Source organism: Paeniglutamicibacter gangotriensis Lz1y (genome assembly GCF_000348945.1).
Classification (GTDB): domain Bacteria; phylum Actinomycetota; class Actinomycetes; order Actinomycetales; family Micrococcaceae; genus Paeniglutamicibacter; species Paeniglutamicibacter gangotriensis.
This window is the reverse complement of the sequence record NZ_AOCK01000003.1, coordinates 178,728-195,864: the sequence shown is the minus strand read 5'-3', so window position 1 is coordinate 195,864 and position 17,137 is coordinate 178,728. Positions and strand designations below refer to the sequence as shown.

The 17,137-nt window shown below is 64.6% G+C and carries 16 protein-coding genes and 1 riboswitch; of the genes, 10 read left to right on the top strand and 6 right to left on the bottom strand.

Features of this window, described 5'->3' with window-relative positions; all coding sequences use genetic code 11:
• Positions 1 to 33: 33 nt before the first annotated feature.
• From hutU to ADIAG_RS21595, 6 genes are all read left to right on the top strand, one after another.
• A complete protein-coding gene (gene hutU / locus ADIAG_RS06205; protein WP_007270476.1) occupies positions 34 to 1,713 on the top strand; it encodes a urocanate hydratase in 1,680 nt (559 codons plus the stop codon).
• Between the two features lie 8 nt (positions 1,714 to 1,721).
• The gene (locus ADIAG_RS06200) at positions 1,722 to 3,071 is read left to right on the top strand and encodes a YjiH family protein (RefSeq protein ID WP_007270475.1); all 1,350 of its coding nucleotides are present in this window, start codon (positions 1,722 to 1,724) and stop codon (positions 3,069 to 3,071) included.
• A 5-nt stretch (positions 3,072 to 3,076) separates the two neighbouring features.
• On the top strand, positions 3,077 to 4,363 hold the full coding sequence (locus tag ADIAG_RS06195; protein WP_007270474.1) for an allantoate amidohydrolase: 1,287 nt from the start codon (positions 3,077 to 3,079) through the stop codon (positions 4,361 to 4,363).
• Positions 4,360 to 5,607: a formimidoylglutamate deiminase gene (locus ADIAG_RS06190; protein ID WP_007270473.1), complete on the top strand. Its 1,248-nt coding sequence runs from the start codon at positions 4,360 to 4,362 to the stop codon at positions 5,605 to 5,607. The genes ADIAG_RS06195 and ADIAG_RS06190 overlap by 4 nt, the downstream gene beginning before the upstream one ends.
• Entirely contained in the window at positions 5,604 to 6,803 is a 1,200-nt protein-coding gene (gene hutI / locus ADIAG_RS06185) for an imidazolonepropionase (protein WP_007270472.1), read from the top strand. The genes ADIAG_RS06190 and hutI overlap by 4 nt, the downstream gene beginning before the upstream one ends.
• A 147-nt stretch (positions 6,804 to 6,950) precedes the next feature.
• Positions 6,951 to 7,118, top strand: coding sequence for a hypothetical protein (locus tag ADIAG_RS21595; RefSeq protein ID WP_161623941.1), 168 nt, complete (start codon positions 6,951 to 6,953; stop codon positions 7,116 to 7,118).
• Positions 7,119 to 7,365: 247 nt separating this feature from the next.
• On the opposite strand, the gene ADIAG_RS06180 is transcribed toward ADIAG_RS21595, so the two are convergent.
• The 4 genes from ADIAG_RS06180 to ADIAG_RS06165 all read right to left on the bottom strand — a co-directional run bounded on the left by ADIAG_RS06180 (position 7,366) and on the right by ADIAG_RS06165 (position 10,819).
• On the bottom strand, positions 7,366 to 8,265 hold the full coding sequence (locus tag ADIAG_RS06180; protein WP_007270471.1) for a sulfite exporter TauE/SafE family protein: 900 nt from the start codon (positions 8,263 to 8,265) through the stop codon (positions 7,366 to 7,368).
• 69 nt (positions 8,266 to 8,334) lie between these two features.
• Positions 8,335 to 8,631: a rhodanese-like domain-containing protein gene (locus ADIAG_RS06175; RefSeq protein ID WP_007270470.1), complete on the bottom strand. Its 297-nt coding sequence runs from the start codon at positions 8,629 to 8,631 to the stop codon at positions 8,335 to 8,337.
• Positions 8,632 to 8,732: 101 nt separating this feature from the next.
• Complete coding sequence (locus tag ADIAG_RS06170; protein WP_043473702.1) at positions 8,733 to 9,317, bottom strand: rhodanese-like domain-containing protein; 585 nt, start codon at positions 9,315 to 9,317, stop codon at positions 8,733 to 8,735.
• A gap of 104 nt (positions 9,318 to 9,421) precedes the next feature.
• Positions 9,422 to 10,819 (bottom strand): MBL fold metallo-hydrolase, encoded by a 1,398-nt coding sequence (locus ADIAG_RS06165; RefSeq protein ID WP_007270468.1) that lies wholly within the window; start codon positions 10,817 to 10,819, stop codon positions 9,422 to 9,424.
• A 549-nt stretch (positions 10,820 to 11,368) separates the two neighbouring features.
• Between ADIAG_RS06165 and ADIAG_RS06160 the strand changes: the two genes are divergently transcribed.
• Positions 11,369 to 11,605 carry a metal-sensitive transcriptional regulator gene (locus ADIAG_RS06160; RefSeq protein ID WP_394366964.1) on the top strand — a complete coding sequence of 79 codons (237 nt, stop codon included), beginning with the start codon at positions 11,369 to 11,371 and terminating at the stop codon, positions 11,603 to 11,605.
• Between the two features lie 592 nt (positions 11,606 to 12,197).
• The gene (tpx, locus tag ADIAG_RS06155; protein ID WP_007270465.1) at positions 12,198 to 12,698 is read left to right on the top strand and encodes a thiol peroxidase; all 501 of its coding nucleotides are present in this window, start codon (positions 12,198 to 12,200) and stop codon (positions 12,696 to 12,698) included.
• 174 nt (positions 12,699 to 12,872) lie between these two features.
• Here the strand turns inward: tpx and ADIAG_RS06150 are convergent, their stop codons facing one another.
• Entirely contained in the window at positions 12,873 to 13,715 is an 843-nt protein-coding gene (locus tag ADIAG_RS06150) for a phosphotransferase family protein (RefSeq protein WP_007270464.1), read from the bottom strand.
• 63 nt (positions 13,716 to 13,778) lie between these two features.
• On the opposite strand from ADIAG_RS06150, the gene ADIAG_RS06145 reads away from it, so the two are divergent.
• Complete coding sequence (locus ADIAG_RS06145) at positions 13,779 to 14,591, top strand: CPBP family intramembrane glutamic endopeptidase (protein ID WP_007270463.1); 813 nt, start codon at positions 13,779 to 13,781, stop codon at positions 14,589 to 14,591.
• 197 nt (positions 14,592 to 14,788) lie between these two features.
• Here ADIAG_RS06145 and ADIAG_RS06140 read toward each other — a convergent pair whose 3' ends face one another.
• Positions 14,789 to 15,433, bottom strand: coding sequence for a VOC family protein (locus ADIAG_RS06140; RefSeq protein ID WP_007270462.1), 645 nt, complete (start codon positions 15,431 to 15,433; stop codon positions 14,789 to 14,791).
• 170 nt (positions 15,434 to 15,603) lie between these two features.
• Positions 15,604 to 15,719, top strand: a riboswitch (SAM riboswitch).
• A 74-nt stretch (positions 15,720 to 15,793) separates the two neighbouring features.
• Between ADIAG_RS06140 and ADIAG_RS06135 the strand changes: the two genes are divergently transcribed.
• Positions 15,794 to 17,137, top strand: coding sequence for a bifunctional o-acetylhomoserine/o-acetylserine sulfhydrylase (locus ADIAG_RS06135; protein WP_007270460.1), 1,344 nt, complete (start codon positions 15,794 to 15,796; stop codon positions 17,135 to 17,137).

Sequence of the window (17,137 nt, the reverse complement as noted above, 5' to 3'; positions counted from 1 at the left end):
TTTTCAGCATCACTGATCGAGGAGAACACATCAATGAGCTTCACCCAACATGATCCGTCCCGTGTCATCCGTGCCCCGCGTGGCACCACGCTGACCGCCAAGTCCTGGGCCACCGAAGCCCCATTGCGCATGCTGATGAACAACCTGGACCCGGAGGTAGCCGAGCGCCCCGAGGACTTGGTGGTGTACGGCGGCACCGGACGCGCCGCCCGCTCCTGGGAGGCCTATGACGCCATCATCAAAACGCTGACGGACCTGGAAGAAAACGAGACCCTGCTGATCCAGTCGGGCAAGCCGGTCGGGGTCTTCCGCACCAACAAGTGGGCACCGCGCGTGTTGATCGCCAACTCCAACCTGGTGGGGGACTGGGCCACCTGGCCCGAGTTCCGCAAGCTGGAGGCCGAAGGCCTGCTGATGTACGGGCAGATGACCGCCGGTTCCTGGATCTACATCGGCACCCAGGGCATCCTGCAGGGAACCTATGAGACCTTCGCCGCCATCGGTGTCAAGCGCTTCGGCGGCACCATGGCCGGCACCCTGACACTCACCGGTGGGTGCGGCGGCATGGGTGGAGCCCAGCCGCTTGCCGTCACCCTCAACGGCGGGGCGGTGCTGATCGTGGATGTCTCCGAGGAACGCCTGCGCCGCCGGCTGGGCAAACGCTACCTCGACGAGGTGGAACTGGACCTGGATACAGCCCTGGCCAAGGTGAGTGCGGCGAAGAATGAAAAGCGTGCGCTCTCGGTGGGCTATGTCGGCAACGCCGCCGAGGTTTTCCCCGAGCTGCTGCGCCGCCAAAAGGCCGGGACGGTCTCCTTCGACATCGTCACCGACCAGACCAGTGCCCACGATCCGTTGAGCTACCTGCCGGTTGAATACTCCATCGAGCAGTGGGATGCCGAGGCCAAGGCCGACGAAGCAGGCTTTACCAAGAAGGCCCAGCACGCGATGGCCGCACACGTCGAGGCCATGGTTGGTTTCCAGGACATCGGCGCCGAAGTCTTCGACTACGGCAACTCCATCCGCGACGAGGCACGCAAGGGCGGCTTCGAGCGCGCCTTCGAATTCCCCGGCTTCGTCCCGGCCTACATCCGCCCGCTGTTCTGCGAGGGCCTGGGCCCGTTCCGCTGGGTGGCCCTCTCCGGGGACCCGGAAGACATCCGCGTGACCGATGAAGCCTTGAAGGAACTCTTCCCGGACAACGAGCACCTGCACCGCTGGCTCAACGCCGCCGCCGAACACGTCGAATTCGAGGGCCTGCCGGCACGCATCTGCTGGCTGGGCTACGGCGAACGCCAGCAGGCGGGCCTGCTGTTCAACCAGCTGGTGGCCGAGGGCAAGATCTCCGCACCCATTGTGATCGGACGCGACCACCTGGACTCCGGTTCTGTGGCGTCCCCTTACCGCGAGACCGAATCCATGAAGGATGGTTCGGACGCGATCGCGGACTGGCCGCTGCTCAACGCCATGACCGCCACCGCATCCGGGGCCACCTGGGTCTCGATCCACCACGGCGGCGGGGTAGGCATCGGCCGCTCCATCCACGCCGGGCAGGTCTCGGTGGCCGACGGCACCGAGCTGGCAGCGGCCAAGCTCGAGGCGCTGCTGACCAACGACCCGGGCATGGGAGTGATCCGGCACGTGGACGCCGGATACGAACGTGCCATCGAAGTCGCGCAGGCACGCGGCGTGCGCATCCCGATGTCGGAGTAGGAGCTTCCATGGCCAACGACGGCACCATCGGGACGCGCCTGGAACAAGCAGATATCGGCGAGAAGCCTCGGGGGTTGTGGCGGTTCTTCGTCTACAGTCTCATCGGGATCTTCATGTTCTTCATTCCGATCACCATCGGCGGGAAAAACACCATCCCGCTAGACCACCTGGTCAGCTGGATCACCGCCATGCTCGGACCCGCGGTCAAGTACCTGATCCTGGGACTGATCCTGGCCGGAACGATTTACCCCTTCGCCTCCGGGCGCTGGAAGGACTCAGGGGTCAAGACACTTTTTGCGTTCCTGAACATCTTGGGCCTGGCCACCGGCACGATGCTGGTGTTCAACGTGGGCCCTGCATTGCTCTTCGATCCGGACCTTGGACCGTTCCTGTTCAACAAGCTGGTGATACCGGTGGGCATGATCGTTCCCATTGGTGCAGTTTTTCTGGCCCTGCTGGTGGGCTACGGGCTGATGGAATTCGTCGGGGTGCTGGTCCAGCGCGTCATGCGCCCGCTCTGGCGCACCCCGGGCCGCTCGGCCATCGACGCGGTGGCCTCGTTCGTGGGCAGCTACTCGCTGGGCCTGCTGATCACCGATCGGATGTACCAGTCCGGGCGCTACACCGGACGCGAATCGGCGATCATTGCCACCGGATTCTCCACCGTCTCGGTCACCTTCATGCTGATCGTGGCCAAGACGTTGGAGATCATGCACCTGTGGCTGCCCTACTTCTTCCTCACCTTCGCTGTGACGTTCCTGGTCACCGCGATCGTGGTCCGCATCCCACCGCTGAGCAAGATCGAGGACAGCTACTTCTGGTCCGCCACCGCCCAACCCGAGGAAATGGTGAAATCCCGGCGCTTGGCCACCGCATGGCGCGATGCCCTGGGGATGCTCGCCACCGCCCCGAAGCTGGGCGCCAATGTGCGCGACAACTTCAAGGACGGGGTGCTGATGGCCATGGCAATCCTGCCCTCGATCCTGTCGGTCGGGCTGATCGGCTTGCTGCTGGCCCGCTTCACCCCGGTCTTTGACTGGTTGGGCTACATCTTCCTCCCCTTCACCTGGGTCGTTGGATTGCCGGATCCGCTGTTGGCCGCCAAGGCCTCCGCCGTGGGCATCGCCGAGATGTTCCTGCCCGCCACCGTGGTCGCCGGCCACGAATCCGAGCATTTGCGCCTGGTCATCGGCGTGGTCTGCGTTTCGGCGATCATCTTCTTCTCCGCCGTGGTGCCCTGCATCCTGGCAACCCGGATACCGTTGAAGGTCTGGCACCTGGTTGTCATTTGGGCCCAACGCGTGGCCCTGACCATTCTCATTGCCAGCCCGATTGCCTACCTGATGGTCGGCAGATAGGAATCATGAACAACGTGCACAGCCAAAGAGTCAACTCCCTGCTGGGGGCCATCGAAGACATCGGCCGCGATGCCAAGCGCGGCGGCTATTCGCGCCCCGTGTATTCGGCCGCCGAAAACACGCTGCGCGAATGGTTCATCGCCGAGGCCACCGGCCGGTCGCTGGAAGTTTCCACCGATGCCAACGGCATCATCTGGGCCTGGTGGGATCTTCCCGGCTCGGCCAAAAATGCTGCCTCGCGCCGCGGCGCCCTGGTCACCGGCTCCCACCTGGACTCGGTGCCCGGTGGCGGGGCCTTTGACGGACCGTTGGGAGTCGCCAGTGCGCTGGCCGCCTACGATCAGCTCGCCGCGCGCGAAGCCTCCGGAGAGCTGGTGCGCAACCGTGCCATGGCCATCACGGTGTTTCCCGAGGAGGAAGGCTCCCGCTTTGGGGTCGCCTGTTTGGGTTCGCGCCTGCTGACCGGGGCCATCGACCCGGTCAGGGCGCTGAACCTGCGCGATGAGCAGGGCAACACCTTCGCCGAGGTGGCGACGGCGCACGGCCTGGACCCGGCCCGGATGGGCAGGGACGAGACGGCACTGGCCCAGATCGGGGACTTCATCGAGCTCCACGTGGAGCAGGGCAAGGGGCTGAACTCCGAGGAGCACACCGATCATGCGGGGCGCGGCCCGGCCATCGCGGTGGGGGATACCATCCTGGGCCACGGGCGCTGGCGGCTGTCCTTCTCCGGTCAGGGCAACCACGCAGGAACCACGCTGATGGCCGACCGCTCGGATCCGATGATCGCCGCGGCCCAGACCATCGTCGCGGTGCGCAGCATCGGATCGGCGCAGGACAACGCCCGGGCCACCGTGGGCCGGTTGGAGCCGGTTCCCGGGGGCACCAATGTGATTGCCTCCAGGGTGGATCTGTGGCTCGATGTCCGCCACCCGGAGGACGCCGTCACGGCGATGCTGGTGGAAAAGATCCATGGGCAGGCACAGAAGCTCGCGGCATTCGAGGGCTGCACGGTGCACCTCACCGAGGAATCCTTCTCCAACACCGTGCACTTCGATGCGGGGCTCACCCGCTCGCTGGCCCAGTCGGTACGCCGGCTGGTGCCCGGTGCCCCGCTGCTTCCCACCGGTGCAGGCCACGACGCGGGGGTGCTGGCGGCGTTGGTTCCTTCCGGGATGCTCTATGTGCGCAACCCTTCCGGGATCAGCCATTCCCCTCAGGAGTACGTCGAAGACGACGACGCCTCGGCGGGAGTCGTGGCGCTGGCCGATGCCCTAGAGGATCTGCTGTGAGCACCGAGCCAACCACCGTCAGGGTCCCGGCCCCGGTCAACGCGCACTCCCATGCGTTTCACCGGATCCTTCGCGGGCGCACCCACGAGGGTGAGGACGGTGGGGCCGGCACCTTCTGGACCTGGCGCGAACACATGTACAGGTACGCCCATGCGCTGACCCCTGCCGCGTACCAACAACTTGCCACCGCCGTCTTCGCCGAGATGGTGTGCAGCGGATACAGCGCGGTGGGCGAGTTCCACTACCTGCACCACCAGCACGACGGGACACCCTATGGCGCACCGGGCTCGGACACCGAGCCGCACGCCATGGAACTGGCCCTGGGCCAGGCGGCCCTGGATGCAGGCATCCGACTGGTGCTCCTTGATACCTGCTACCTGCAGGGCGGTCTGGGTCCCGACGGAGCGGTGCTGGAGCTAGAAGCGACCCAACGACGCTTCAGCGACGGCACCGTCGCCGGCTGGCTGGAGCGTCACCGCCGGCTGGGCACCGCCCTGGCAGAACTCGACGCCGGGGCGGGATTGCTGAGCCTGGGTGCCGCGATCCACTCGGTGCGAGCCCTCACCGACCAGGACATGGCAGCCATCGCCGCAGACCTGGATCCGGGCGAGCCGCTGCACATCCACCTCTCCGAACAACCAGCAGAAAACCTGGCCTGCGCCGCGGCGTACGGTGTCAGCCCCACCGGGGTGCTGGACGGTGCCGGATTGCTCGATGTCAGACTCTCAGCGGTGCACGCCACGCACCTGAGCGAGGCAGACATCAAGGCCCTGGGCTTGGCACAGGCAAATATCGTCATGTGCCCCACCACCGAGGCGGACCTGGGTGACGGGATCGGCCCGGCGCGGGAACTTGCCGATGCCGGGGCGCACATCGCCCTGGGCAGCGACCAGCACGCGGTGCTGGACCCCTACCTGGAACAGCGCGGACTCGAGTACGGGGAACGGTTGCGCAGCGGGCAGCGCGGACGTTTCTCCCCGGCCGAGCTCTCTGCCGCGGCCCGCGATTCCGGGTTGCGCTCCCTGGGCCTGGAAGCCAACGACGATCACCTCCAGGTGCGCACCGACTCGATGCGGACCGCCGGTTCCCGCACCACCCAGCTACCACTCACCGCCACCGCCGCGGATGTGGCGCAAGTGCACATCAACGGGCAGCTGGTGGCGCTCAACGGGATCCATACGCGGCTGGGCGATCCAGCCAAGCTCTACACCGCCTTCTTGACCCAGAACCCGGAGTTTTCATGACCACCACGCTGATCACCAACCTGACCGAAGTCTTCACCGCCGACGCCGCCCACACGGTCATCAAGGACGCCGCAATCCTCCTCGAGGATGAAAAAATCGCCTGGATCGGCTCGGCGGCGCAGGCACCGGCGGCCGACACCGTCATCGACGCCGGATATCGGGCAGCTTTGCCGGGCTGGGTGGACTCGCATAGCCACCTGGTGTTCGCCGGGGACCGCAGTGCCGAATTCGTGGCCCGCATGGCCGGGCAGGACTATGCCGCCGGCGGCATTGCCGTCACCACCGCCGCCACGCGGGCGACCAGCGACTACGACCTGACTCGCCTGCTGATGGGCAGGGCCGCCGAGGCCCTGGCCGGGGGAACCACCTACCTCGAAACCAAGACCGGCTACGGGCTGGACGTCGAGGAAGAAGCGAGGCATGCGCGCATCGCCTCCACCGTGGTGGACAAGGTGACGTTCCTGGGCGCCCACTTGGTCCCGGCCGGTATGGACGCCCAGGAGTACACGGACCTGGTCTGCGGCGAGATGCTCGAAAGGGTCCGCCCGTACGTCCAGTTCGCCGATGTCTTTTGCGAGCGCGGGGCCTTCAATGAGGCCCAGTCCCGCCAGGTGCTCGCAGCCGCCCATCAGGCCGGGCTGGGTTTGCGGGTACACGGGAACCAGCTGGGCCCCGGTCCCGGAACACAGCTTGCCGTGGAGTTCGGTGCGGCCAGCGTGGACCACGTGAACTACCTCGATGATGCAGATGTGACAGCGTTGGCCGGATCCTGGGAGAGCTGGGACCCAGCAACACGAACGGGTGCCGCGGGGACGGTGGCGACCTGCCTGCCGGCTTGCGACCTCTCGACCCGCCAGCCGCTGGCCCCGGGGCGGGAACTGATCGATGCCGGGGTGCAGATTGCCCTGGCCTCGAATTGCAACCCCGGTACCTCCTACACCTCCTCGATGGCGTTTTGCGTGGCCACCGCGGTCTTGCAGATGCGCTTAACTATTGAGGAAGCCATTACTGCTGCCACGTATGGGGGAGCGCTCGCCCTGGGTGTGCAGGATCTGGTGGGGTCCCTTGAAGTGGGCAAGCGGGCCGATATTCAGTTGCTCAACGCACCAGCGGTGGCGCACCTGGCTTACCGCCCCGGGATGAACCTGTCCGGCCCGGTGTTCCGGGCAGGAGCTTTGGTCGTCGGTAAATTGTAGGCGGGTCGCACCGGGGTTGTTGATCTGCCTGGAAGGTGAATCGCAACGGTAAGTGGCCTGGTTTTCGCAGCGTTCAATGGCCGATGAGCAGACCTGCCACACGATGTCGACAATTTCCGGCGTGAGCCCGGTAAAGCTGTGCACCGTATGCACGCGCTCGATCCGGGTCGGCTGCCGGTCGACGAGGCGGAAGTAGCCGCCGATGATCCAGATGATGGTCGTGATGGCTTTTGCGTGGGCCGGTCCATCATCGGCGGCCTCGTCTTCTGGCGGCAAGCGTATGGCCAGAACGGCGGTGAGTTCCTCCGGGGTTGACTGCCGGTGTTCATGGGCGAATCCGATGCGGTTGTAGAGCTGCGGGTCACGGGCCGGTCGCTGATCGACCCCGGCATGCAGATGAGGGCCGGGCAAGACCTTTGACGATCAGACGATATTTTGGAACAAATCGCTTCCCGGGGCCGCAGCTGCGTCGATGGTCAAGACTGGCGTCGCTCGCAGCTCCCACAAACCTTGAGCTTGGCAATACTCAGGAATGCGGCCTGGAACTCGCCCTCAGGACCTGTTACAGGGTTTCGGCGTGGACATCGGCCGTTTCAAGGGACGCGGATCCCCTGCGGCGCAGTGGGCAGGCGGGGATGAGGAACCAGCACAGCGCGGCACCCGCGGCGATGGCGGCGGAGGTGATGCCAAGGATGAGGTTCGCGGGGGAGTGGAGCTCTTGGAACAGCACGAAGACACCCATGCCGAGCACGAAGAAGCCAAAGCCCTTGCGCAACGAGGATTCAGGGATGCGTCCGGCGAGCCGGGCACCAATGAATGACCCCAGGATTGCGGCCGCTGTGACCCCGCCGACTAGCGCCCAATCCAGGGACACCACGGTGAGGTAGCCACCGAGGCCGGCGAAGGACTTCATGGCGATGACGACCAGCGAGGTGCCGACCGCGACCGGCATCGACAAACCGCCCAGCAGGGCGAGGGCCGGCACTACCAGGAAACCGCCGCCGGCACCGACCAAACCGGTGACCAGACCGACAACCAGGCCCTCGAGGATGACCTTGGGCACGGGCAGATCCCCCGGGAGGGGTGCGCGGGAAGAGTTCCTGCGGCCGCGGATCATGGCCAGGGAGGTGGCGATCATCATCAGCGCGAACGCGATCATGAGGACGGTTCCGGGGAGGTGTCCGCCCAGCAGGCCGCCTCCGAAGGCCCCGGCCATGCCCGCGGCACCGAAGACGAGGCCGGTGCGCCATCGCACGCGTTTGTTGCGGGCGTGGTCCACGGCGCTGACCGCACTGGTCACCCCGACCACGAAGAGGGACGCGGCGATGGCTTCCTTGGGACTCATGCCTGCAACATAGGTGAGGATCGGGACGGTGAGGATGGACCCGCCCCCACCGAGCAGGCCGAGCGAGAGCCCGATCAGCACCGAAAGCAGGAGGGTGAGTGCGAGGGTAAGGGTCATGGAGAAAATCCTTGCAGGGTCGGGCGTCGGGTCTGCGCGCGGAGGATGGTGGTCGTCGTGGAGTTTTCGCTAGCCGACGGGCAGGCCGGCGCGCTGCCATGCGCTCATGCCGCCGGCCATGTTGTCGGCTGCGAACCCTGCAGCCGTCAATGCCGCGGCGACGCGGGAGCTGCGGTTTCCGCTGCGGCAGACCACGATGACTGGACGGAACTGGTCGATCTCCGCCAGTCGGCTGTTCAGCTCCCCCATGGGGATGTGGATGGCGCCGGGGATCATGCCCGCGGCAACTTCGAAATCTTCGCGGACGTCGAGGAGCTGGTCTTCGGCACGACGCTTTTCGGCGTCAATGACGGTGATATCGGGCATGGCTGTTCCTTCGTGAGGTGCCGGGCAGGTGCTTCCCGGCTCGGAAAGGTGAGGTCCGAGCCGGAAACCGGGTGAACGGACGACGGGGTCCCAGGAAGTCGCTAGGACCTGCTGGCCGGAAGCTGGGCGATGACCGATTCCCGGGTTGGCTCGTTGCCGGTTTTGTTCCACGGCATCTTGGACAGGGCCTTGCCCATGGCGCAGGTATTGGTGGCAGCGGAGAAGGTCAGTCCGGCGCCGATGAGGCCGGCGACGGTGCGCAGCTGCGGGGAGAGGAACTTGCCCCCGGCCAGCCCGGCGACCACGAGGGTTCCGGCGGTCATGCGCACCTGGCGCTCCAGGGCCCAGCGCTTGGAACCCTCAACGGTTTCCCCGCCGGCTAGTTGGTAAGAGGGGACACCGCCGGCCAGGACATGTGCGTTGCCGAAGCCGACCGAAGCGAGGTTTGCGTGGGCCTCGGTGGCGCGCACGCCGGACTGGCAGACCAGCACCACCTTGGTGTCGAGTCTTGCGGCGAGTTCCTCGGTGTGCTCGGCAAGCAGCGGGAGGGGAATGTTGTAGGAGCCTCTGATGTGCAGGGTTTCGAATTCGGCTGCGGAACGTACGTCGAGCACGACGACGTCGGCGCCGGAAGTGATCCATTCCTTGAGCTCTGAGGGGCTGGTGGTCTGGGGATTCGTGTTCATGGCTTTGGGGCCCTTTCTGCCGGGCGGGGGCCCGGCCGGTCCCGTATCCGAAAGGACGGACGAGGAACCGAAAACTTGAGGGTGGGTGGTCGGGTTCGGGACGCCTAGGCGTCCTGCGTTTGTTTCCAGGCGTTCCATCCGGCGTAGCTGCCGGTCAGTTCGACGACGTTGTGTCCGGCGCGGCGCAGAGCGGAGGCGGCCACGGAATTGCGGACACCGGACTGGCAGTAGCTCACGATCGCCCCGTCGGCCGGAAGCTGGTCGGTGTGCCAGAGCACCCGTCCGGCGTTGAGCTGTTTGGAGCCGGGGATGTGTCCGGCGGTGTGTTCGGTCTTGTTTCGTACGTCCAGCAGCATGGCGGCATCGAATCCTGCCAGATCGGCAGGGGCCAGGGTTTCCGGGGTGTGGACCGGCAGGCCATCCAGGGAGGTGATATATCCAGCGACGTTGTCGATTCCCACCCGGATGAGGTGGTCCCACATCTCGGTGGCGGTTTCAACGCCAGGTGCAAGGAGCACCAGCGGGCGCTTGTCGGTTTGAGGGTCCACGGCCCAGGCGCCGTAGCTCGCCGCCTTGTTGCCGGCCGGGATGTTCAGGGCACCTGCTACGGTGCCCTCGTGGACCAGCGAGTGGTGACGGGTATCGACAACCCCGATTTCATCGGCGACCAAGGCCGCCGCGACGTCTTCAGCTGCCAGCTCGGCCAGCGGTGCGCGTTTGCCCATGACGACCGGGCCTTGGCGGTTCTCGCGCTTCATGCGACCGAAGTAGGCATGGGCGTCGGGTTGCCCGTCGAGCAGTTCTGCAACGAATCCGGTCTCGTCGTTGGCCGCCAGGTAGGGGCCCCACCAGGCGAAGTTGCGCTCGTACCCGACAGTGGAGGAAGGGATGGCACCCAATGCCTTGCCGCAGGCGCTGCCGGCTCCGTGGCCCGGATAGACCTGCACGTAGTCGGGCAGGGCCAAGAACTTTTCCCGTAGCGAGACGAACAAATCGTGGGCTCCGGCAAAGCGGGTGTCGGTCCCGCCGGCGGCCTCATCGAGCAGATCGGGGCGGCCCAGATCCCCGGAGAATACGAAGTCTCCGGAGAGCAGGAAGCCAGGCTCGTGGCTGAATGCTCCGTCGGTGATCAGAAAGGAGAGATGCTCGGGGGTGTGGCCGGGGGTATGCAAGGCCTTGATGCTGATATTTCCCAGCGTGATGGTGTCCTGGTCGAAAAGGCGTTCTGCATCGAATTCGTACTGCCAGTCCGTTCCGCCCTCGCCCGAGACGTGGATCGTAGCGTCGGTCGCGGCGGCCAACTCGCGGGTTCCGGAGAGGTAGTCGGCATGGATGTGGGTCTCGGTGACGGCCGTGATCTTCATGTCGTTCTTCGCGGCTAGATCCTGGTACACCCGGATGTCGCGGCGGGCGTCCACCACGATGGCTTCGCCCTTGGCCTGGCAGCCGATGAAGTAGCTGGCCTGTGCGAGGTCCTCGTCATAGATGCGTTCGAGCAGCATGGTCTCTCCTAGGTTAAGTTGAAAGCAATACCCCGGGGGGTATCCGGTTCGATTTAAACAATAATACCCCCGGGGGTATGTCGTCAAATCGGATTCCAGCCCTGCTCGGAGATGCCCGCACATGCAAAAGGCGACGATCGGCACCATGGTGAATAGTGTCGATCGCCGCCGGAACTTCGGTCAGGTCGCCTTAGCGGCCCAGGAGGCGGGCGAGGAATCCTCCGCCCTTACGGGCTTTCTTCGGGACGTTCGGGTCGCAAGAGCAGCGCTCGCCATGCGGCACGTTGGCCATGACTTGCTTGACGTGTTGGCCGCATCCGGCCCAGGTGGTTTTACGGCATTTGCGGCAGGTGATCGTGCGGCACATGGGGCGGTTCCTCGGGGTAGGGGGGGTGGGGTTTTGCGGCCCCTTCGATGGTCGAGTATTGCACATACCCCTGGGGGTATTTCAAATCACTGTCAACGGAACGTCTGGAAACCCCCGGGGGTATAGACTGAGTGAAACAACAACGACTGGAGGGAACCGCCTTGGAACTGGACGCGGATACGATGAAACCGGCCATCAACAGGCTTAAGCGAGCCCAGGGCCAGCTTAATGCGGTCATTCGCATGCTGGAGGAAGGCAGTGACTGCCGTGCCGTGGTCACCCAGCTTTCAGCGGCCTCCAAGGCCATTGACCGGGCAGGGTTTTCCATCATCGCCACCGGACTCGAACAGTGCCTCAAGAGCGAAGACTCCACGGCCGACAAGGCCGACATGGAAAAGCTCTTCCTCTCCCTGGCTTAGCCCCACGTCATCCGGCGGCTCCGCAGCGGCCTAAGAAAGACGAATCGTCCTGCCGCCAAGCTGGCCGGAACGATCTCCATCAATCAGGTTTCTGTACCCTCCCCGGCCGCAGCAACGGATGATGTTCGGTTCCGGGGGAGAACGCGCGCGACAAATCACGGCCAATTAGCGCTGGGAAAACCACGCCACTTACCTTTGTGATTCACACTCACGAATCGGGTGCGGGCAATGACGAGAGTCTGGCCGTCGGCGTTGCTGTCCGTACTTGTTGCAGCGACCCGTGTCTCGAGCCTTCGGGCAGGCGGCTGATTTCGACGTTGGAAGAGATCACGGCGCTGGCGGACCCCGGTCTCGGGGACGTCCTCACCTGTTGCCTGCCAGGTCTGTGGCGGTAGCGAATCGGGGACTATCGCATCATCTGTGACCTCATTGATGAAGAATAGGTGAACGTCGCACTGGAGCTGGGGCATCGTTCATCGATTTACGACTGATGTGTTCCGACAGACATGGGTATGACGCGCAGAGAAGATGACGGGACGCCTTGAGCGAACCGCTTCGTGATCAGCGGCACCTTCGTGATAAACAAGAACACATGGCTATTACTGCACTCAAAGGTACCCCTGTCCAGATCATTGGCGAACTGCCCGCCGTTGGCGCAACCGCTCCTGACTTCACGCTCACCGGCGCCGACCTCGGCGACGTGACTAGCACCGAGCTGCGCGGCAAGCGCGTAGTGCTCAACATCTTCCCCTCCATCGACACCGGTGTCTGCGCCTCCTCGGTCCGCCGCTTCAACGAGCTGGCTTCGGGACTCGAGAACACCGCAGTCGTCTGCGCCTCGGCGGACCTGCCGTTTGCCCTGGGCCGCTTCTGCGGAACCGAGGGCATCGAGAACGTCGTGACTGCCTCGTCCTTCCGTTCCGACTTCGGTGCAGACTTCGGCCTCACCTTGGGCGATAGCCCGATGAAGGGCCTGCTGGCCCGCGCCATCGTCGTCCTGGACGAGAAGGGTGCGGTCTTGCACAGCGAGATTGTTCCCGAAATCGCCACGGAGCCGAACTACGACGCAGCCGTTGCAGCACTCTCCAACTAGTCTGTAATCCGAAGGCGGCCGGAGCCGGACCCAAGAAATTCTTGGGTCCGGCTCCGGCCTTTTTTGTTTTCTCTTTGTTTTCTCTTCGCTGGTGAGGGGATCACCGAGGAGCGCGGGGCTAGGGATTGGTCCAGCGGGCCCGCTCAGCGCCGGAGTGCCGTAGGCTGTCGGCCGTTAGCCGCGGGCAACCGCAGCTGCTTTGAGGAGCCGCGGGGCGATTTTGCCGATCAATCCGGAAAGATCCCGCTGCGGATCCAAGGACGCATCAAAGACGCTTTCCAGCCCCATGGCACCCAACCAGATGCGGGCGCGCCAGGCCTCCTGCGCGCTCGGCGCTATGGTCTCGATGAGGTCATGGCCATGCCATAACGCCAGGTAGGCGGTGTCCAGCGCCGGGTCCCAGGCCGCTGCCAGGTCCCAGTCGATTACGCCGAGTAATGTGCCTTCCCTCCAGCGCATGTTGTGCCCGGCCAGGTCACCGTGGACGAGTGAAGCAGGAACCTCAGCGAAGGAATCGACAGCATCCAACACTTGTTGGGCCGCAACAGCCAAGTTCTGGGGCAGGACCTCGAGCGTCGATTCGATCTTGTCCGGGGTCCAGGGGCCGCCGAAGGTAAACGGCGGGGCCAACAGTCCTTCCAGCGGCCCGAGATCGACGGCGGCAAGCTCCGCGAGCACGCCGCGCAGAGCAGTGATATCACCGGCGTGCGGAAGGTGTGCCGCCCCCGGAACATAGCGCTGGATGACGGCGGAGAGGCCAGCGTCGTGCCACACCCGACCCAATGCGGAGGGCAGCAGGAAGCTGAACTGTCCCTCCAGTGCTTGGATGAGGTCCACCCTGCGTTGCATGGCTGCTGCGGCTTCGGGCGTGCGGCTCATCCGCATGACCGCTTCCCCCGGGGCCACCAGCACCTCATGGAACTGTCCGCCGGTATCAACATGAGCTGCGTTCCAGTCCGCTGCGGGGTGCAAGGTGGTGGCCAACTCGATTTCCCGGGTCGTTGCTTCGCGCTGCATGCTTCCATCCTTACAGGCCAGCGACGGATGCGAGCCAAATGTTGCACGCGTAGGATCGAAGGCATGAGTTCACCGGCGCCGGATAAACCCCTGATCACCAAGCAGCTAGGACTGCACGGGACCGATGCGCGTACCCGCCGTGGCCTGAAAATTGAACTGCTCATCGTGCTGGGGCTATCGCTGGGCAAATCGGGCATCTATTCGATCGTGAACCTCGTCGACAAGATGAGCCGCGCTCCGTTGGGTTCCCAGACGACGTCGCTGAACAATTCTTTGAACCAGCGTCAATACTTCGATTTGACCTACCAGTTGCTGGATATCTTCTTCGCCCTGGTACCGGTGATGCTGGTGTTCTACCTGCTCTGGCGGCTGCCGGGTGGCAATCCCTTTGTTCGGCTGGGCTTCGATGCAAAGAGACCGTTCCGGGATCTGGGGTGGGGTGCCGGGTTGTTCCTGATCATGGGTCTGGGCACCCTGGGGGTCTATGCGCTGGGCCGGGCCCTGGGGCTGACCACGATCATTGTTCCGGCAGCGTTGGATGAATATTGGTGGACCATCCCGGTGCTCGTCTTCTCCGCGATCCGCCACAGCATTCTGGAAGAAGTCATCGTCGTGGGGTACTTCTTCGAGCGGCTTGGACGCCTGGGTTGGGGCACGTGGCAGATGATCTGTGCCAGTGCCGTACTGCGTGGCAGCTACCACCTCTACCAAGGCATCGGGCCGTTCATCGGCAACGTTGCCATGGGTGTGGTCTTCGGCTGGGTCTATGCCAAGAAGGGCCGGGTGATGCCGCTGGTCATCGCCCACGCGTTCCTGGACATCGCAGGATTCGTTGGTTATGCGTTGCTGGGCTCGGCCATCGGACTGGGCACCTAGCGTCGGGGCAGCTGCCCTTGGGGCCTGCCGCCCATGGTGCGGGCACCACGGTCTGCCCCACAAAGCCGATGGCAAGGGGGATCGAAGGCCGCAGAATTCGAAAACATCCTGGTCGTTGGGTCAACAGGGTTTAAGCCAGTGAGGGGCCGACCGGTTAATCCGGTCGGCCCCCACAAGCAGTGGTTCCTGCTGCGTTGCTACAGCGTGATGGAACCCTTTGGCGTTTCGAAGGTTACCGAGAGGATGCCCGGTGTCCCATTGGGCGCCTGCCAATCAACGTCAACCTCGCCCAGCGGAAGCTCTTCGGGCTGTCCGAGCCAATCGGCGACGCGTTCGCTGGATCCGGCAATGCTGATCGAGGAGATCGTGCCGGTCGGGTCCAGGGCCTTTGACGGATGCAGGTTCTCCGTTCCTTCATCCCAGCGCAGCAGGTAGGGAACCTGCGGGTCGGCGATCAGGCCGTTGATGCCGATCTGCCGCCAGGTCAGTTCCTGGCCGTCGGGGAACTTCCTGTTGCCCGGAACCGAGCCGCGGCCTAGTCGTTCCTCCGCGGGTGCCAGGTCATCAACAGCGACGCACCAGCCCATCCAGCCGCCGCCGAGTTCGGAACGGGCCCGAACTGCCTGCCCAAACGGCGCCTTGTCCGACGACGGGTGGTTCAGGACTTCAACAACTTCCAGGTACTGGCCATTCTTCAGCGGGAAAATGACATTGCGCGTACCAAAACGTGGGTGTACACCGCCCTTTACTGATTCGATTCCAAGGGCCTCGCCGATCCGAGCGGCAGTTGCCGCGAGACCGTCGGGTCCACAAGCGTAAGAAACATGGTCCAATCTCATCATGAACCAATCATGGCACTTTGTGACCTGGCTCTCGACTTAGGGCAACCTAACTTGAATTGCGGTCCGGGGATCGGGACTCTGCGCGCGCCCGCAACGATGATCGTCAAGGGTTGTCATATTTTGAGACGTGGTTGCGGATCTGCGGGGGACTGAGCCAGACTTGGTATCAAGGTCATGAGTTTCAGCTAAAGGCCCCGGCTTGCTGAACGGCAACCCTCCGCCGCGGTGGGGTGCCCCGGGTGAAGACCAGGCCCTGCGTCAGAAAGACGTGGGACAAGCGCGGGAATGCCCCAGCACATAACGACTCCCCAGCGGAGCCGGCCTTGGGCATACCCCTGAATCCTTAGTGAAGGGGAAATAATGTCTAACGACTGGTCCTTTGAAACACGTCAGATCCACGTCGGGCAGGATCCCGATTCGGCAACTGGGGCACGCGCCCTGCCGATCTACCAGACCACGGCATTCGTGTTCCCGAGCGCCGAGAGCGCTGCGGCACGCTTCGCACTTTCCGAGTTGGAACCGATCTACACGCGCATCGGCAACCCCACCCAGGATGCCGTCGAGCAGCGCATTGCAAGCCTGGAAGGCGGCGTCGGGGCACTGTTGCTGGCGTCGGGCCAAGCAGCGACCACGTTGGCGATCCTCAACATTGCCGAGGCCGGCGACCACATCGTGGCCAGCCCCAGCGTGTACGGCGGAACACAGAACCTGTTCAAGCACACCCTGCGCAAGCTGGGCATCGAGGTCACCTTCGTCTCCGAGCCCGATGACTTTGACGGATGGCGTGCGGCACTGAAGCCGAACACCAAGGCCCTCTTCGGCGAGGTTGTTTCCAACCCGCGCCAGGACGTGCTGGATATCGAGGCCGTAGCGGCCATCGCCCACGAAGCGGGCGTGCCGTTGATCGTGGACAACACTCTGGCGACCCCGTACCTGATCCGTCCCATCGAATGGGGAGCGGACATCGTGGTGCACTCGGCAACCAAGTACCTCGGCGGGCACGGTACGGCCATGGCCGGGGTCATTGTGGACTCGGGCAACTTCGACTTCGCCGCCGACCCTCAGAAGTTCCCTGGTTTCAACACCCCGGACGAGTCATACAACGGACTGGTCTACGCCCGCGATCTCGGTGTCAACGGTGCCCTGGGTGCGAACCTGGCCTACGTGCTCAAGGCCCGCGTGCAATTGCTGCGCGACCTCGGCTCGGCGGTATCGCCGTTCAACGCCTTCCTGATTGCCCAGGGGCTCGAAACCCTGTCGCTGCGCATGGAACGCCACGTCTCCAACGCCGTGGAGGTGGCCAACTGGCTGGAGTCCCAGCCGCAGGTGGAGCGCGTGATCTATGCCGGGCACCCGTCCAGCCCGTGGTACGAGCGTGGACGCAAGTACGGGCCCAAGGGCACCGGCGCGATTGTGTCCTTCGAGATCTCCGGCGGCCGCGAGGCAGGCCAGGGCTTCGTCGACGCGCTGAAGCTGCACTCCCATGTCGCCAACCTCGGCGATGTGCGCTCCTTGGTGGTCCACCCGGCCTCCACCACGCACTCCCAGCTCAACGAGGCGGAGCAAGTCGCCGCGGGAGTTTCCCCGGGCTTGGTCCGGCTCAGCGTGGGCATCGAGAACATTGCCGACATCATCGCCGACCTGCAGAGCGGATTCGCGGCGGTGGCCTCGCTGGCCACCGCCGATCTGCAGGCCACCCGGTGA